A 15,797-nucleotide genomic window follows, 5' to 3' on the forward strand; every position below is an offset into this window, starting at 1 on the left:
CACCGAGAGCGGCCGCTATCGCGAGCTCGCCCGCGAAGGCCAGGCGCCCGAGACCATGATCGTCGCCTGTTGTGACTCGCGATCCGCGCCCGAGGCGATCTTCGACGCCGGCCCCGGCGAGCTCTTCGTGCTGCGCAATGTCGGCAACCTGGTGCCGCCTTACGAGCCGGACGGCGAGTTCCATTCGACTTCGGCGGCGCTCGAATTCGCGGTGCAGAGTCTCAAGGTCAAGAACATCGTCGTCATGGGCCACGGCCGCTGCGGCGGTATCCGCGCCGCGCTCGACAGCAACGCCGCGCCGCTGTCTCCCGGCGACTTCATCGGCAAGTGGATGAGCCTGATCGCGCCCGCCGCCGAGACGGTGTCGGCCAGCACCTTCATGACGGCGACGGAGCGCCAGACGGCACTCGAGCGCATCTCGATTCGCTATTCCCTCGCCAACCTCAGGACCTTTCCCTGCGTCTCGATCCTCGAGGGCAAGGGGCGGCTGTCGCTGCACGGAGCCTGGTTCGACATTTCGACCGGCGAGCTCTGGGTGATGAACAAGGAAACCGGCGATTTCGAGCGCCCGGTGCTGGAATGACCGGTACGGCGCGGCAGGCGATGAGCGTCCGGCCGGTCGTTTTCGCGGCGGCCGCGCTGCTGATAGCGATCGTTGCCGCTCGCGCCGATGACCGCGCCATCATCAGCCGCTGGTATTCGGCGCTGCTGGTCGCCGATCGCACCGATCTGTCAGACCTGCTCGCCGACGACGTCCGCATCAAGCTCGACGACCTCGGCGTCGTCCAGAGCAAGCAGGAATTCATCGCTTCGCTCGACGAATGGAAAGGCGCGGTTGCCGGTGCTGCTATCCGGCACCGCATCGAGAAGAGCGAGGGCGGGGTCACCACCGTGATCGCCTGCTACGATTTCCCCGACAATGACATGCTGATGCAGGAAACCTTCGCGGTGAACAACAACCGCATCACCGCCAGCTCGCAAGCCGCGATCGCCGAAAACTGCGAGGGCTACTGAGGCGGATCGGCCAACTGGCATATTGCGGGCCCGCGGGCCACGCCCTACATCGGTGACACCCTCCTTCTGATGCCAGCGAAAGACCCTCCATGCCCTCTCCGAAAGCCGTCGATCTCGCCGCCCATCCGTTGACCGCGTGGCGAGGACCGCTCGGCCTGCCCGATTTTGCCCATATTGGCGACGGTGATTTCTCCCCTGTCTTCGACGCCGCGCTGAAGGCGCATGAGGCCGAGATCGACGCGATCGCCACCAACAAGGATGCGCCGACCATCGACAACACGCTTGCCGCGCTGGAACTGGGCGGCGAGGCGCTCGATCACGTCTCGTCGATCTTCTGGTGCCGTGCCGGCGCCTACACCAACGAGACGATCCAGGCGCTGGAGCGCGACATTTCGCCGAAGATGTCGAGGCACTTCTCGGCGATCTCGATGAACGAAAAATTGTTTGCCCGCATCGACGACCTCTACCAACGCCGCGAGAGCCTGAAGCTCGATCCCGAGACGCTGCGCGTCCTGGAGAAGACCTGGAAAGGCTTCGTCCGTTCCGGCGCCAAGCTCGATGCCGACGGCAAGAAGCGGTTGGCGAAAATCAGCGAGGAGCTGTCGTCGCTCGGCACGACTTTCGGTCAGAACGTGCTTGCCGACGAGCGCGACTGGGCGCTGTTCCTCGACGAGGCCGACCTTGCCGGCCTGCCGAACTTCGTAAAAAGCTCGATGGCCGAGGCCGCCGAGATACGTGGTCAGAAGGGCCGCTACGCCGTCACACTGTCGCGCTCGATCTACGAGCCGTTCACCACCTTCTCCGAGCGCCGCGACCTGCGCGAGATCGTCTTTCGCGCCTTCACCATGCGCGGCCAGAACGGCGGTGCGTCCGACAACACGACCGTGGTGCGCGACATGCTGAAGCTGCGGGCCGAGAAGGCGAAGCTGCTCGGCTATGCCTCCTTCGCCGCGCTCAAGCTCGACGACACCATGGCCAAGACACCGAAGGCGGTGCATGCGCTGCTCGACCCGGTCTGGGAAAAGGCGGTGGAAAGGGCCGCCGCCGACCAGAAAGAACTGGAGCGGCTGGCGGCCGAAGCCGGCAGCAACGAGAAATTCGCCGCCTGGGACTGGCGCTTCTATCAGGAGAAGCTGCGCGCGGAAAAGTTCGCTTTCGATGAGGCGGAGCTGAAACCCTATCTGCAGCTCGATCGCGTCATCGACGCCTGCTTCGACGTGGCGACGCGGCTGTTCGGCATCACGTTCGAGGAGAAGAAGGGTATTGCCGCCTGGCACCCGGACGCGCGTGTCTTCGTGGTGAAAAACGCCGACGGCAGCGAGCGCGGCCTGTTCCTGGCCGACTATTTCGCCCGACCCTCGAAACGCTCCGGCGCCTGGATGAGCGCGCTGAAGTCCGGGTATAAGCTCGGCCACGGCGCGAAGCCGGTGATCTACAACGTCATGAACTTCGCCAAGCCGCCGGCGGGCGAGCCGGCCCTGCTGTCGGTCGACGAGGCGAAGACCTTGTTCCACGAATTCGGCCATGCGCTGCATGGCATGCTGACCGACGTCACCTGGCCATCGGTTTCCGGAACCTCGGTCAGCCGCGACTTCGTCGAACTTCCCTCGCAGCTCTACGAGCACTGGTTGACGGTGCCGGCGGTGCTGGAAAAGCACGCGCTTCATGTCAAGACCGGCAAGCCGATGCCCAAGGCGCTGCTCGACAAGATGCTGGCCGCGCGCACTTTCGGCGCCGGCTTCGCCACTGTCGAGTTCACCGCCTCCGCCTTGATCGACATGGCCTACCATGCACGGCCCGACGCGCCGGAACAGCCGCTTCGTTTCGAGGGCGAAACATTGGAAAAGCTCGACATGCCCGACACGATCGCGATGCGCCATCGCACCCCGCATTTCGGCCACGTCTTCTCGGGCGACGGTTACTCGGCCGGCTATTATTCCTACATGTGGTCGGAGGTGCTCGACGCCGATGCCTTCGCCGCCTTCGAGGAGACCGGAGACCCCTTCAACCCGGCGCTTGCCGAGCGGCTGAGGAAGAACATCTACGCCGCCGGCGGCTCGAAGGATCCCGAAGAGCTCTACACGGCGTTTCGCGGCAAGATGCCTACGGCAGATGCGATGATGGTCAAGCGGGGGCTGGTGTAGCGCCAGCTAATCTCCCCCCTTGAGGGGGAGATGGCCGCGAAGCGGCCAGAGGGGGTCGGTCCGACCGGACGCGGCCTCCTGCGGATGAAGGTTGGCGCTTCACGTGAGGCGACCCCCTCTGTCGCCTTTGGCGACATCTCCCCCTCAAGGGGGGAGATCGGCAGCGTCACACCTTCCACGGATCCTTCACCCTCGGCCACACCGGCCGTGTCAGCTTCCTGTAATCGGTCACCGCAGGATTGCTCGGATAGGAACTCGGCGCCGAGACATAGATGATCTCGGCGCCGATCGGTTCGAAGCCGGCATAAAAGTGGTTGGTCGACTTGATCAGCAGCATGTCCTTGGCCAGCGGATCGACGCCGATGTTGGAGAAAATGTCCGGCTCGAAAGTCTGCGTGCGATTGGTGTTGAGGATCACGTCGACCTCGGTGCCTTCGATGCGCACCACCGCTGACGGTCCCAATGTCACGCGGCTCGGCCCGAAACTCTGCCAGCTTTCGCTGACAGCCTTCAGCACCTTGACGCGCGCGTCGATCGGCTCACCCGCTTGAGGCCCGGCCTTGCCGCCGAAACGCAGGTCTATGACAGCGCCCTCGCCGGCTGCCAGGCAGAAGGTCACCGCTATCGGATCCCAGATCGTCGCCACGCCAAGCTTGTCGAGGCCGCGCGCCAGCATCTGGCGCAGCACGAAGGTGCCGTCGCCGGGAACGCCGCCGCCGGGATTGTCCCAGACGTCGGCGATGACCACGGGCTTGCCGGGATTCCCGGCACGTACGGCCAGCGCCCGGTCGATGCCGTCGGCGGCATCAAACATCGTCATCGCTGTCTTTTCGCGCATGGAATAGAGCTCGCGTCCGAGTTGTTCCGCCAGCGCGTCGCCCCTGGCCTTGTCATTGTCGGTGACGACGAGGATGCGCGTGCCCATTTCCGGCACGTCGGCGGCCATGAAGCCGTGGATGACGGAGACCGACAGAACGCCGTCCTTGCCGTGCAGCGCCTTGATGCGGTCGACGAAGGAGCGCATCGGCTCGCGGCTGGTCGGCAGCACCTGGATCATGCGGCAGTCGAAGGTCGAGATGACAGGCTTGATCTCGCCACGCGCCGCGGCAAGCCCGAGTTCGACGACGTGTTCGCCGCGCTCGTAGAAATCGGTGTGCGGGAATTCGAGGAAATAGGCCATGATGTCGGACGCCGCCACGCGCTTGGGCGTCAGATGGCTGTGCGGATCGAACTCGCAGGCGATCACCACGCCAGGCCCGACGATGCCGCGCACGCGCTCCAGCAGATCGCCCTCGCAGTCGTCATAGCCTTGCGCCACCATGGCGCCATGCAGGCCCAGCATGACGGCATCGACCGGCAAGGCGGCCTTGAGCTGGCCAAGTATTTCGTCGCGCAGCGCCTCATAGGTCTGCCGCTGCACGAGACCGCCGGGCTCGGCCCAGGTCGCGGTGCCTTCGATCACGGTGAGACCTTCCGCGGCCGCGCGGCGGCGCAGCGCCACGATCGGCGAAGAGCACAGCGTCGGCGTTTCCGGATGCTTGCCCGGACCGGCATAGAAAGCCATCTCGAACGAGGCCCGGTCTGTCGGCACCGGCGAGAAGGTGTTGGTTTCCGTCGCCAGCGAGGCGGTGAAGATACGCATGAAAGCTCCGTGGACTTCTTGTTTTTTCGCAATTCCGCGCGGAAAACCGCTGGGAACTTTTCCTGAATTGCTGGAATGCTATTTGACCGCCCCGAGCGCCAGCCCCCGGACGAGATAACGCTGCAGCCAAATGAACAGAATCGCCACCGGCAAGGTGGCCAACAGCGTCGCCGCCATGACGTGATGCCATTCGATCGTGTAGCGGCCAGCGACCAGCGAGAACACCTGGATCGGCAGCGTGTAGCTCTCCTGGCTGCGCAGCATGGTCAGCGCCACGACGAACTCGTTCCAGGCGTTGATGAAGGTGAAGATCGCCGTCACCGCGATCGCCGGCAGGCAAAGCGGCAGGAACACTTTTCGCAAGGTCAGCCAGCGCCCGGCCCCTTCCATCCAGGCCGCCTCCTCGAGGTCACGCGGAATGGTGTCGAAATAGCTCTGCAGCATCCACACGGTGAAGGCGACGTTGAAGGCCATGTAGATGAAGCCGAGCGCCGTGGTGCTCTCGACCAGCCCCCAGGCGGCCATCAGCCGGAACAGGCCGAGCACCAGCACGATCGGTGAGATCATCTGCGAGATCAGCAGGAACTGGCGGAAGGCGCCGTAGCCGGCGAAGCGGAAGCGCGACATCGCGTAAGCCGCGGGCACCGAGATCAAGATGGCGCCGACGGTAGCGATCACCGAGACGTAGAGCGAATTGGCCAGCGCCTGGCCGAAGCCGGTCGCCACCCACATGTCGGAAAAATTCGACCAGCGGAACTCGCTCGGCCACCAGGTGGGTGTCAGCACTTCGGTCCGTGGCTTCACCGCGGTCAGGAACATCACCGCGAAGGGGAAGATCGTCACCACGATCAAAGGCGCCAGCAGCAGCCACGCGATGGCGGTACGCTTCAGTTTGCTGCTCATGCGCGCTGCTCCCGCATGGCGAGGCGCACATAGATCATGGTGAAGACCAGCAATATGGCGAACATCACCAGCGACACCGCCGACGCCTCGCCCAGCTTGCCGATGCGGAAGGCGAGCTTGTAGAGGTGGGTCACCAGGATGTCGGTCGAATTGGCCGGCCCGCCCTGCGTCATCACCCAGATGATCGGGAAGGAATTGAAGACGTAGATCGTGTTGAGCACGATGGCGATGTTGATGAACGGTTTCAGCAGCGGAAAGGTGATCTCGCGGAACTGCTGCAGCGGCGTTGCCCCCTCCAAGGCGGCCGCCTCGTAGAGATCATCCGGGATCGACGACAGGCCGCCGAGGAAGATCGTCGTGGTGAACGGCACCGTCACCAATATGCCGATCAGCACCTGCATCGGAAAGGCCGTGCCGGCCTGTGCCAGCCATTGGATGTTGTGGTCGATCAGGCCGAGCCCGATCAGCGCCGAATTCAGCATGCCGCTTTCGCCGCTCAGCGCCCAGCGCCAGACCACCGCCGTCATGGTCAACGACACCGCCCAGGGCAGCATGATGATGACGCGCGCAAGGCCACGGCCATAGAAATCGGTGTTGAGGATCATCGCCACCGGGATCGAGACCAGCAGCGCGCCGCCGACCACCAGCACCGTCCACAGCCCGGTACGCCAGAGGGCCGCGATGAAATCGGGATCGGCGGTGAGCGCGGCGAAATTGGTCAGGCCGCTGAACTCCCGCAACTGGCCAAACCGATTGACGTCGTGCGTCGCGATCTGGATCAGGTCCCAGACCGGCCAGAAAATGACCACCGCAGCCAGGAACAGGCTGGGCAGGGTCAGGAGATAGGGCAGGAAGCGATTTTGCATCGGCTGGTTTGTACCGCTTTGCGAGGCATCAGTAGCGCTGGTTGGCCAACAGACCTGTTCTTCCCAGGCGCCCGGTTTCGAACTCTTTCCCGCCGTCGGCGCCGCCCCTCACCTGCCTGCCGGCATCCTCTCCCCGTATAGTGACGGGGAGAGGGGGTGCTTTCGTCACCGCTTTCGCCAGTCACCAGCGTCCAAGAAGGGCGCCGAGATTGCGACCAGCCCTTTCTCCCCGTCACTATACGGGGAGAAATGCCCGGCAGGGCAATGAGGGGCGGCGCTGACATTGGAGAGCAGCCGAACACTTCTAGAAGTGTGGCGCGCCCCGCCTGAGTCGGGGGCGCGCCACGGGCGCAGGGAGATACGCCCTATTTCTTGAACACGGCCCTATTTCTTCAGCACCGCATTGGCCTTGACTGCCGCCTCCTTCAAGCCTGCCTCGGGGTCGCCGCCGAGATAGATCTTCTGCATGGCGTCCGAGGTGATCTGGGCGACTTCTTCCCAGCCCGGGATGATCGGCGCGAAACGGGCATCCGGCAGCAGCGCGGTAAAGGCGGCGAGATCGGCGTTGTTGACGTAATAGTCCATCTTGGCCTCTTCCTTGTTCACCGGGAGGAAGCCTTCGCCTTGCGTGAACTTGGCGCGCTGCTCCGTGGTGAACAGGAAGTCCATCAGCTTCCAGGCCTCATCCTTGTTCTTGGAGTTCTTGAACATGATCATGGAATCGGTGACGCCATAGGTGCCGCGCGCGCCGGTCGGCCCGGCCGGAATGGCGGCCACGCCGTATTTGAGGCTCGGCGCCTCATCCTTGATCTGGTTGGACAGGAAGGGCGCGGTGATCATCATGCCGACCTTGCCCTGCTTGAACAGGTTCTGCACGTCCTCACGGTTGTTGGAGGTGACGCCGGGCTCCGTCAGCCCCTCGTCGATCATCGACTTGTAGAGCTTGGCGGCTTCGAGCGCGCCCGGCGTGCCGAGGCCCGACGTGCCGTCCTTGTTGAGGATCTCGGTGCCCTGCGACCACATGGCGTAGTAGTAGTAGACGTCGGTCTCGATCTCCTTGCCCTGCAGGCCGAAACCGAAGGCACCCTGCGCCTTGATCTTGCGGGCATCCTCCTGCAGTTCGGTCCAGGTTGCCGGCGGCTTGGCGATGCCGGCCTTCTCGAACAGCTCCTTGTTGTAATACATGGCGCGCGCCGAAGCGGCGATCGGCAACCCATAGGTCTTGCCGCCCATGATCGAGGGCGACAGGAAGGTGTCGATGAAGCGGCCCTTGAATTCGGGCGTGATATAGCTGTCGAGCGGCTCGGCGACATCCTGCTGGACGAAGTCGATCAGCCAGCGCGTGCCGATGATGGAGAGATCAGCATTGGTGCCGGCGGTGATGTCGGTGGTCAGCTTCTGCAGGAGCACATCCCACGGCACCACCTCGAACTTGACGGTGATCCCGGGATTCTTCGCCTCGAACTCTTTCTTGACCTCTTCGAAGTAGGGGCCGGTCTTGGCGCTGTATTCGGCGACGGTAACCCGCACTTCGCCAGCTTCTGCCTGCGCCGCGAAGGCCAGAATGCCCATTCCGGCCATCAGGCCGGCAGTCCATTTCGCAAGGTTCATCTGATCTCTCCCATTTGGTCCACGCTTTTGCGCTCCCTGTGCCGGTGCTGACACAAGATTTATGTGACTTTCCTACATTATCGATGAATTTGCCGCATGCAAGCGGATTATGATGTTGCTTAATTACATTCCATTCCTTAGCCTGCCGGCATCTGCCTGACCTGCCGGAGGAGCAAGCGCCGTGGTTTCGAGAGCCGAATTCGAAGGCAGGACGGTCGTCATCACCGGCGCCGGTGGCGGCCTTGGCTCCGCGATCGCCGCACTGCTGGCCGGCAGGGGCGCACGGGTGGTCGGCTGCGACCAGTCCGAGGAGGCGCTGGCGAGCCCGCACCTTGCCTCGCGCCATGTCTTCGACCTTCTCGACCGGGCTTCGGTCGACGCCGCGATCACGGCCGTGCTCGAAAGGGACGGCGTTCCCGATATCCTGATCAACAATGCCGGCTGGACCCGCGCCGAGACGCTCGATGCGCTGACGGCGGACAGGATCGAGCATGAGCTCGACCTCAACCTGACCGGTGTGATGATCTTCGCCGATCCCATTGCCAAGGCGATGGCCGCGCGCGGTTCGGGCAGCGTCGTCTTCATTTCTTCCGTCAACGCCATCGCGCATTTCGGCAACCCCGCCTATGCCGCCGCCAAGGCCGGCATCAACGCCTACGCCAAGGCGATCGCCGTGGAACTCGGCCGCAGCGGGGTGCGCGCCAACGTCGTCTGCCCCGGATCGATCCGCACCGCCGCCTGGGATCATCGCCTCGCCAAAAACCCCGACATAATAGGCAAGCTGCAGCGGCTCTATCCGCTCGGCCGCATCGTCAACGCCTCGGAAGTGGCGGAAGCCGTGGCCTTCCTTGCGTCCGACCGGGCCTCGGGCGTAACAGGCGTGGTGATGCCCGTGGATGCGGGGCTGACCGCCGGCTGCCTGCCGTTCATCGACGACATATTGGGAGCGTGACCATGACCGACGTCCAGTTTCGCCACCTGTCGAAATCCTTCGGCCAGCACAAAATCCTCGAGGAGATCAGCCTCGACATCAAGAGCGGCGAGTTCGTGGTGCTGGTCGGCCCGTCCGGCTGCGGCAAGTCGACCTTGCTGCGCATGCTGGCGGGCCTGGAGACCATCAGTTCCGGCGATCTCCTGATCGGCGGCACACGCGCCAACGACCTGCCGCCACAGCAGCGCAACATCGCCATGGTGTTCCAGTCCTATGCGCTGTTTCCTCACCTCAAGGCCTCGGACAATATCGGCTTCGGTCCGAAGATCCGGGGCGAGGACCGCACCGCCATCGACCAGAAGGTCAAGAAGGCGTCCGGCGTCCTCAACCTGTTCTCCTACCTCGACCGTTATCCCCGCCAGCTCTCCGGCGGCCAACGCCAGCGCGTCGCCATGGGCCGCGCCATCGTGCGCGAACCCTCCGTCTTCCTGTTCGATGAGCCGCTCAGCAATCTCGACGCGCAGCTGCGCGTGCAGATGCGCACCGAGATCAAGGCGCTGCATCAGCGGCTGAAGTCGACCATCGTCTACGTCACCCACGACCAGATCGAGGCCATGACCATGGCCGACCGCATCGTGGTGATGGATCGCGGCAGGATCCAGCAGGTCGGAGCGCCGCTGGAGCTCTATGACAGGCCGGCCAACAAGTTCGTCGCCGGCTTCCTCGGCTCGCCGTCGATGAGCTTTGTTTCCGGGGCGCTCAAGACGACGCCCGAGAGAACCTGGTTCGAGTCGACCGGCGGCGGACGGCTTGCGCTCGCCGGCAAACCGGTGCCGGCAGGCAGTGCCGTGGAGGCCGGCATCCGGCCCGAACATTTCATCGTCGGCGAGGCCACTGATGCCATGGCGCTCAAGGTTGATGTCGTCGAGCCGACCGGTTCCGAAACCCATGTCTACGGCACCATTGGCGCCGACACTGTGCGCGCCGTGTTCCGCGACCGGGTGCCGGTCCGGCCTGGCGACCTGCTGCCGGTCTCGGTCGCCCCCGGCAACATCCATCTGTTCGACACGGCGACGGGCCTGCCGCTGAGATGACGACGGAAACTCGAATATGAAGACGCCGGCCGACATCATCACGCGGCTGCAACTGATGTCGCAGGACGGCACCAAGTCGGATCGCCGGCTGGCAAGCCTCGTTCTGTCCGATCTTGACTTCGCCTCCAAGGCAGCAATCTCGGAAATTGCCGCGCGCGTCGGCGTCAGTGAGCCGACAGTCACCCGTTTCTGCCGCAACCTCGGCTGCGAGGGCCTGCGCGACTTCAAGTTCTATCTGGCGCAGGCCATTGCCATCGGCGGCCAGTATCTGTCGCCGGAGCCGCTGAGCCGCGATGCCCGCGAACAGCGCATCGCATCGGCCATCACCGAAGCCGCGATCGCCTCCATCCAGCGCGTCAGCGAAAACCTCGACATGACGACACTGGTCGACGTCGCCGCGCGCCTCGCGGCGTCAGGCAATGTTCTGTGCATCGGTTCGGGTGGCATTTCCTCGATGATGGCGACCGAGATGCAGAACCGGCTGTTCAGGCTGGGCCTGCCGGTCCTGGCGCAGATCGACGGCCAGTTGCAGCGCATGTACGCCGCCGTTGCCACGCCGGACACCACCGTCGTCGCCTTCTCGGTCTCTGGCTATGCGCGCTCGGTCATCGAGGCGGTGCAGGTCGCCCAGCAATATGGCGCCGCCACGGTGGCCGTCACCGCGCCCGACTCCGCGCTGGCCAAGGTCGCCGACACGGTCATCCACCTGCAGCCTCTCGAGGACGGCAACATCTACAAGCCGACATCGTCGCGCTACGCGCTGCTGGCGATCGTCGACATGATCGTGACATCGGTCGCCGAGACGCGCGGCCCGAAGGTGCTGGAGAACCTGCGCCGCATCAAGCAGAGCGTGAACACGCTGAAGGTCGACGATCCGCGTTTGCCGCTGGGGGATTGAACTTCAGGTAGAGGATAGACGGCAGAGCGCATCGACACTTCTTGCCAGCGCCGCCGGTTCGCCTGAAATGCGCAGCGTCTTGAGACGGGCCGTGCCGCCGGCAACGACCGAAACCGAAGATGCCGGCACGCCCAGCGCCTTGGCGACCAGCTTCTCCAGCGCTTGATTGGCGGCGCCATTTTCCGGCACGGCGCGGACCCGCGCCTTCAAGTGGCTTCGTCCGTCCGCCGATGTTTCGACGCCTTCCAGCCGGTCCACGGAAGACTTCGGCGTCAGCCGGACGAACAGATCAACGCCGTTCTCGCGAATGCGGTACTGCGCGCTCATGCGATCGTCAGGCCAGCAACAGCGGCGCCACCGTGGTGAGAATGAACTGCCTGAGGAAGAACAGGATCAAAAGCAGGATGATCGGCGAGATGTCGATGCCGCCAAGGTCGGGCATGAAGCGGCGGATCGGCCGCAGCGCCGGCTCGGTCAACCTGTAGAGCATGTTGCCGATGCTGCCGACGAACTGATTGCGCGAGTTGACGACGTTGAAGGCATAGAGCCAGGAAAAGATCGCCGAAGCGATGATGACCCACCAATAGAGGTCGAGCGCCATGACGATGGTTTGAATGAGGGCGAGCATGCCGGTCTCCAATTGTTGCCGACATGTAGCCACTACGCGCCGAACCGGCAAGGGCAGGGTTCAGCCACGCGGCCGGCGGGCGGGTTTTTGGTGAAGCGCCGCCTTGACAGGAAACCGCGTCGCCCGATAAATGCGCCATCCGCTGGACGGGGCTGTAGCTCAGCTGGGAGAGCGCGTCGTTCGCAATGACGAGGTCAGGAGTTCGATCCTCCTCAGCTCCACCAGCGGAATAATCGATTGTCCGCCTTTCCGGCGCGGTAACGCCCAAGCATCATCCTATACATCGCGATGCATCACCCGGCGTCAATGCCCCCAAAAATGGCCAGAAGCGACTTCGCCTTTCCAAGGCGAAATGGTTGTCAATTGGACTTATGGCGATGGCCGGTTTCCGATCGGCGCTATTTTTTTTGGAAGCCGCCCCATTAGACTGGCGTTCTCAAATCAGTTTTTCTGTGTGTTGTGACAAGGCGTTTCGGCGGGGCGACCGAAGGCGCTATACGGATTCCGAGTCGAAATGAAGAAGCCGCCCGCGGAAGCAAAAAAGTGTCCATTCGCGACAATCTCGCTGCAAATCTCAGGCGGCTCTGCAAGGACCATGCTTCCGTCAGCGCGGTGTGCCGCGAACTGGGCATCAACCGCACGCAGTTCGAGCGTTACCTGCAGGGGCAGACCGTCCCCAACAAGGCCACCGCCAAGCTGATCTGCGACTACTTCCGAATCGACGAGGCCGAACTGTACCGGGACCCCGGCACCCCCGAGCCCACGGCTCCCGGCCTGCCGCCGATCTCCGAAAGCCTGTTCACCCAGATGATCCGCCCGCCCGCCCCGTCGATCGCGGGCGGCACCTATTTCACCTATTTTTCGATCCCGACCCGCGCCGACCTCCTGATGCGGTCGGTGACCTTCGTGCGTCGCGAGGCTGAACTGGTCACATTCCGCTGGGTCACCGGATGGTCGGAGCGCCGCGGCTCGACATGGGCGCGGGCGCGCGGCAACCATTATGGCGTGGCGATCTCGCGCCTCAACTGGATCTATTTCAGCGGCGTCAACCGCCGCCAGACAGGCGAGCCATCGCTGATCTCGGTGCAATGGGCGCCTATCTCCGAACCGGTGCTGAGAGGCAAGGCCATGCTTCTGACCGAAACCGGGCCGGCATTCGTGTCGGTCATCATGCGGCAGGACATGTCCAATATCCCGCCCAGGCATGCGATCCGCATGGCGCATGTCGTCAGGCTCGATGATCCCGGCGTCGATCAGCTCGTCGTCAGCCTTGCCCGGGACGGGCTGGATTAGCAACTTGCTTACGCTAAATAAGAACAAGAATATCCCGAAAAAGCGTATGCTAGCGATTGCCTACTCCATATCTGAGTAAAATCGATTTTTTTAGACTTTACAGCCAGGAAAGATATTTTAGATCATATTTGATTTACTACAATTTTAACAAATCATTAACTCTCCGGACCTTACCTTTCTACTCGCGGGTACGAACTTGGCCCGCATTCGGCGGGCTCGACCATCAATTGGCCGACTCGACATGTCCAGTGTAGCCCATACCGCATTCCTAGAGTTCCATCCGATGACAGGAGCAGCAGGTGTCAAATCAGTCACTACGTCAGTCAGAGCTCGATAGTCTGCAATATATCGCGACGATGACCAACGAACTGGTGCAGATGGCCGAAGCAAGCCGTTTTCCCATGATCTCCTATCTGCTCGGCATGGCCTATGCCGAGGCCTTCGATGTCTTGCGCGGCGCACGCCCGGCCAGACATGCGCAGCTCAGCGGCAACCCGATGCATCCCAAGGCACACGCGAAAGACAACCACGCTCAACCAAGAACAGCGTAGCGCGACGGGGCGGCGCTAGTCCTGTAGACTGAACACGAACGGCGCCGTACGGCTGACGCGCGAGCCGAGTTCCGGTGGCGGCGGCGGCACGGAGGCGCCCTGCAGCACCGCGAGCGCGGCGCGGTCGAGCTCGGCATCGCCGGACGAACGCACGACCCGCGCCGACAGCACCCGGCCGGACGGGTCCATGGTGAAAGTCACGTTCACATTGCCCTGTGCGCGCCGGGATTTCGCGGCGCTCGGGTAGCGCTTGTGGCGATTGATCCACGCCGTCAGCCGCGATTCCCATTTGGCCGGGCTGACACCCGAAAACCCGGCCGCCGAACTCGGCGCCGCTGCCTTGGCGGCGGGCCTGGCTTCGACGCTCGCGGCACTTGCCGTCTTCGGTGGTTCGGCCTTTTCCTTCTTCGGCCTTGGCTTGGGCTTGTCGGCAGGCTTTTTGACCTTGGCTTCGGCAGGTTTCTTGTCCTTGTGTCTTTCGGCCGGCTTTGACCGCGGCAGCGGAACGACGACCTCCGGCGCGATAGTCTCGACAATATCGGGGACGACATCCTCCAAGGGCGGCTGGACGACCGGTTCGACCTCCGTCATCTCCGTGGGTTCGTCCGGCGGCACCGTCTCCAGCTCGGCAGCAGGTTCGGCTTGCTCGACTACCTTGTCGGGCTCGGCGGTCTTCTCCGTCTCCTCGACCGGCTCGGTCTGGTCGGGAATCGCTGCATCGAGCATCGCCGCCTGTTCGGGTGCCGCCGGCGTCATCATCATCGGCGCCATTTCGATCACCGGCGCCGGCGGCGGCCCGCTATCCGACGGTTGGACTGGACTGAAATTCTGCACGGCATAAGCGACGGCGACATGCGCCCCAAGCATCAGCACGGCCGCACATGCCCATAGGGCAAGGTCGCGCCAGCCGAAGCGCGACAGCCCCATCGTGGGCGAGGCGGCCGATCGTGTCATGGGGAAGCCGTTCCGCCTGGCACCGGTGCGGCGGCATCACCGGCGGGCGCCGCCTCCAGGCCGACCAGGGCGACCTTCAGATAGCCGGCGGCACGCAGCAGGTTCATCGTCTCCATCAGGTCGCCATAGGCCACCGCCTTGTCGGCGCGCAGGAAGATCCGCGTCTGCTTGTCGCCCTTGGTGCGGCTGTCGAGCGTGGCGGCAAAAGCCGGGCGCGGGACGGTGTCGTTGCCGATCGCGAGCGTGAGATCATCCTTCAATGTCAGGAAAATCGGCGTTTCTGGCCGCGGCGCCGGCATCGCGGTCGAGCCGGGCAGGTCGACATTGACATCCACCGTCGCCAGCGGCGCTGCGACCATGAAGATGATCAACAGCACCAGGATGACATCGATGAACGGCGTGACATTGATCTCGTGGCTCTCCTCGAGATCGTCGTCCATGGTCTGTCGAAGCCTGCTTCCCACGGCACCGCCCCCTCTACTCTGCCGCCAGCACCGCCGCGGGTGCTATCGCGCGGAAATCGAGGTCGCGGCTGACCAGCCGTTCGACGCCCGCCGAGGCATCGGCCAGTGTCTGCCGGTAGCCGGCTATCGAGCGGGCAAAGACGTTGTAAATCACCACCGCCGGAATTGCCGCGACCAGCCCCATCGCGGTGGCCAGCAACGCCTCGGCGATGCCCGGCGCCACCACGGCGAGATTGGTGGTCTGCGCCTGCGAAATGCCGATGAAGGCGTTCATGATGCCCCAGACTGTGCCGAACAGGCCGACGAAAGGCGCCGTGGACCCGATCGTCGCCAGCAGGCCGGCGCCGCGCGACATGCGCCGCGACGCTGCCGCCTCGATGCGCGACAGGCGCGAGGCGACCCGTTCCTTCAGTCCCTCCCCGCCGACATGGTCGAGCGCGCCGGCCGAAAGCGCGGTCTCTTCCTCGGCGGCCCGCACCAGGAGCGCGCCGGGGCCGCCACTGCGGTCGAGCGCCCGGCTCGCCTGCTTCAACGTCGCGGCATCGCCGATCGCGCGGACGGCATGGCGGACACGCAGCTTGCCGGCGAAAATTTCCAGCGACTTGGCCAGCCATATCGTCCAGGTGACGAGCGACGCGAACGCCAATCCGATCATCACCGCCTTCACGATGATGTCGGCGGCCATGAACATGCCCCATGGCGACAGGTCGTGCGGCAGGTTCAGCTCCATCGTCCCCGCAAGGCCCGTCCCCGCCGGCTGCGGCTGCGCAGGCATCGCTGGTACTTCAGCCGCCGGTGGGGCGG

17 protein-coding genes and 1 tRNA gene are annotated in these 15,797 nt (G+C 64.0%); 9 read left to right on the plus strand and 9 right to left on the minus strand.

What is annotated here, in order from left to right; all coding sequences use genetic code 11:
* The 3 genes from EOA36_RS09305 to EOA36_RS09315 all read left to right on the plus strand — a co-directional run.
* Nucleotides 1-583: carbonic anhydrase (locus EOA36_RS09305; protein WP_145969133.1), on the plus strand; the 583-nt coding region annotated here is incomplete at its 5' end.
* On the plus strand, nt 580-1,014 hold the full coding sequence (locus EOA36_RS09310) for a nuclear transport factor 2 family protein (protein ID WP_127277066.1): 435 nt from the start codon (nt 580-582) through the stop codon (nt 1,012-1,014). The genes EOA36_RS09305 and EOA36_RS09310, both read left to right, overlap by 4 nt.
* Nucleotides 1,015-1,103: 89 nt before the next feature.
* Nucleotides 1,104-3,158, plus strand: a complete 2,055-nt coding sequence (locus EOA36_RS09315; protein WP_127277068.1) for a M3 family metallopeptidase — start codon at nt 1,104-1,106, stop codon at nt 3,156-3,158.
* 166 nt (nt 3,159-3,324) lie between these two features.
* On the opposite strand, the gene EOA36_RS09320 is transcribed toward EOA36_RS09315, so the two are convergent.
* The 4 genes from EOA36_RS09320 to EOA36_RS09340 form a co-directional block, all read right to left on the minus strand.
* The gene (locus EOA36_RS09320) at nt 3,325-4,800 is read right to left on the minus strand and encodes a M81 family metallopeptidase (RefSeq protein WP_127277070.1); all 1,476 of its coding nucleotides are present in this window, start codon (nt 4,798-4,800) and stop codon (nt 3,325-3,327) included.
* A 78-nt stretch (nt 4,801-4,878) separates the two neighbouring features.
* The gene (locus EOA36_RS09325) at nt 4,879-5,703 is read right to left on the minus strand and encodes a carbohydrate ABC transporter permease (RefSeq protein ID WP_127277072.1); all 825 of its coding nucleotides are present in this window, start codon (nt 5,701-5,703) and stop codon (nt 4,879-4,881) included.
* Nucleotides 5,700-6,569 (minus strand): sugar ABC transporter permease, encoded by an 870-nt coding sequence (locus tag EOA36_RS09330; RefSeq protein WP_127277074.1) that lies wholly within the window; start codon nt 6,567-6,569, stop codon nt 5,700-5,702. The genes EOA36_RS09325 and EOA36_RS09330 overlap by 4 nt, the downstream gene beginning before the upstream one ends.
* Nucleotides 6,570-6,953: 384 nt before the next feature.
* Nucleotides 6,954-8,180, minus strand: coding sequence for a sugar ABC transporter substrate-binding protein (locus EOA36_RS09340; protein WP_127277076.1), 1,227 nt, complete (start codon nt 8,178-8,180; stop codon nt 6,954-6,956).
* A 181-nt stretch (nt 8,181-8,361) separates the two neighbouring features.
* Between EOA36_RS09340 and EOA36_RS09345 the strand changes: the two genes are divergently transcribed.
* The 3 genes from EOA36_RS09345 to EOA36_RS09355 are packed head-to-tail and all read left to right on the plus strand — an operon-like array spanning nt 8,362 to nt 11,103.
* Nucleotides 8,362-9,132 (plus strand): SDR family oxidoreductase, encoded by a 771-nt coding sequence (locus tag EOA36_RS09345; protein ID WP_127277078.1) that lies wholly within the window; start codon nt 8,362-8,364, stop codon nt 9,130-9,132.
* Between the two features lie 2 nt (nt 9,133-9,134).
* Nucleotides 9,135-10,205: an ABC transporter ATP-binding protein gene (locus EOA36_RS09350; RefSeq protein ID WP_127277080.1), complete on the plus strand. Its 1,071-nt coding sequence runs from the start codon at nt 9,135-9,137 to the stop codon at nt 10,203-10,205.
* Between the two features lie 16 nt (nt 10,206-10,221).
* Nucleotides 10,222-11,103 (plus strand): MurR/RpiR family transcriptional regulator, encoded by an 882-nt coding sequence (locus EOA36_RS09355; RefSeq protein WP_127277082.1) that lies wholly within the window; start codon nt 10,222-10,224, stop codon nt 11,101-11,103.
* A gap of 3 nt (nt 11,104-11,106) precedes the next feature.
* Here EOA36_RS09355 and EOA36_RS09360 read toward each other — a convergent pair whose 3' ends face one another.
* On the minus strand, nt 11,107-11,430 hold the full coding sequence (locus EOA36_RS09360; protein WP_127277084.1) for a DUF167 family protein: 324 nt from the start codon (nt 11,428-11,430) through the stop codon (nt 11,107-11,109).
* Nucleotides 11,431-11,437: 7 nt separating this feature from the next.
* Nucleotides 11,438-11,731, minus strand: coding sequence for a YggT family protein (locus tag EOA36_RS09365; RefSeq protein ID WP_015315112.1), 294 nt, complete (start codon nt 11,729-11,731; stop codon nt 11,438-11,440).
* A gap of 148 nt (nt 11,732-11,879) precedes the next feature.
* Between EOA36_RS09365 and EOA36_RS09370 the strand changes: the two genes are divergently transcribed.
* The 3 genes from EOA36_RS09370 (at nt 11,880) to EOA36_RS09380 (ending at nt 13,575) form a co-directional block, all read left to right on the plus strand.
* Nucleotides 11,880-11,955, plus strand: a tRNA-Ala gene (locus tag EOA36_RS09370).
* Nucleotides 11,956-12,274: 319 nt separating this feature from the next.
* The gene (locus tag EOA36_RS09375; protein ID WP_127277086.1) at nt 12,275-13,024 is read left to right on the plus strand and encodes a helix-turn-helix transcriptional regulator; all 750 of its coding nucleotides are present in this window, start codon (nt 12,275-12,277) and stop codon (nt 13,022-13,024) included.
* Nucleotides 13,025-13,323: 299 nt separating this feature from the next.
* Nucleotides 13,324-13,575 (plus strand): hypothetical protein, encoded by a 252-nt coding sequence (locus EOA36_RS09380; protein WP_127277088.1) that lies wholly within the window; start codon nt 13,324-13,326, stop codon nt 13,573-13,575.
* A 15-nt stretch (nt 13,576-13,590) separates the two neighbouring features.
* Here EOA36_RS09380 and EOA36_RS09385 read toward each other — a convergent pair whose 3' ends face one another.
* From EOA36_RS09385 to exbB, 3 genes are read right to left on the minus strand one after another with little or no spacing between them, the layout of a single operon-like run.
* A complete protein-coding gene (locus EOA36_RS09385; RefSeq protein WP_127277090.1) occupies nt 13,591-14,529 on the minus strand; it encodes an energy transducer TonB in 939 nt (312 codons plus the stop codon).
* Complete coding sequence (gene exbD, locus EOA36_RS09390) at nt 14,526-14,993, minus strand: TonB system transport protein ExbD (RefSeq protein ID WP_127277092.1); 468 nt, start codon at nt 14,991-14,993, stop codon at nt 14,526-14,528. Before exbD ends, EOA36_RS09385 begins: the two co-directional genes overlap by 4 nt.
* A gap of 13 nt (nt 14,994-15,006) precedes the next feature.
* Nucleotides 15,007-15,768, minus strand: a complete 762-nt coding sequence (gene exbB / locus EOA36_RS09395; protein WP_245464302.1) for a tonB-system energizer ExbB — start codon at nt 15,766-15,768, stop codon at nt 15,007-15,009.
* Nucleotides 15,769-15,797 lie beyond the last annotated feature (29 nt).

This window comes from Mesorhizobium sp. M8A.F.Ca.ET.021.01.1.1, assembly GCF_003998025.1.
GTDB lineage: Bacteria > Pseudomonadota > Alphaproteobacteria > Rhizobiales > Rhizobiaceae > Mesorhizobium.

Bases quoted from the DNA above. Each gene is read 5' to 3' on its own strand.
- EOA36_RS09310 (WP_127277066.1), top strand. From the start codon at position 580: ATGACCGGTACGGCGCGGCAGGCGATGAGCGTCCGGCCGGTCGTTTTC.
- EOA36_RS09315 (WP_127277068.1), top strand. From the start codon at position 1,104: ATGCCCTCTCCGAAAGCCGTCGATCTCGCCGCCCATCCGTTGACCGCG.
- EOA36_RS09320 (WP_127277070.1), bottom strand. From the start codon at position 4,800: ATGCGTATCTTCACCGCCTCGCTGGCGACGGAAACCAACACCTTCTCG.
- EOA36_RS09325 (WP_127277072.1), bottom strand. From the start codon at position 5,703: ATGAGCAGCAAACTGAAGCGTACCGCCATCGCGTGGCTGCTGCTGGCG.
- EOA36_RS09330 (WP_127277074.1), bottom strand. From the start codon at position 6,569: ATGCAAAATCGCTTCCTGCCCTATCTCCTGACCCTGCCCAGCCTGTTC.
- EOA36_RS09340 (WP_127277076.1), bottom strand. From the start codon at position 8,180: ATGAACCTTGCGAAATGGACTGCCGGCCTGATGGCCGGAATGGGCATT.
- EOA36_RS09350 (WP_127277080.1), top strand. From the start codon at position 9,135: ATGACCGACGTCCAGTTTCGCCACCTGTCGAAATCCTTCGGCCAGCAC.
- EOA36_RS09355 (WP_127277082.1), top strand. From the start codon at position 10,222: ATGAAGACGCCGGCCGACATCATCACGCGGCTGCAACTGATGTCGCAG.
- EOA36_RS09360 (WP_127277084.1), bottom strand. From the start codon at position 11,430: ATGAGCGCGCAGTACCGCATTCGCGAGAACGGCGTTGATCTGTTCGTC.
- EOA36_RS09365 (WP_015315112.1), bottom strand. From the start codon at position 11,731: ATGCTCGCCCTCATTCAAACCATCGTCATGGCGCTCGACCTCTATTGG.
- EOA36_RS09385 (WP_127277090.1), bottom strand. From the start codon at position 14,529: ATGACACGATCGGCCGCCTCGCCCACGATGGGGCTGTCGCGCTTCGGC.
- exbB (WP_245464302.1), bottom strand. From the start codon at position 15,768: ATGCCTGCGCAGCCGCAGCCGGCGGGGACGGGCCTTGCGGGGACGATG.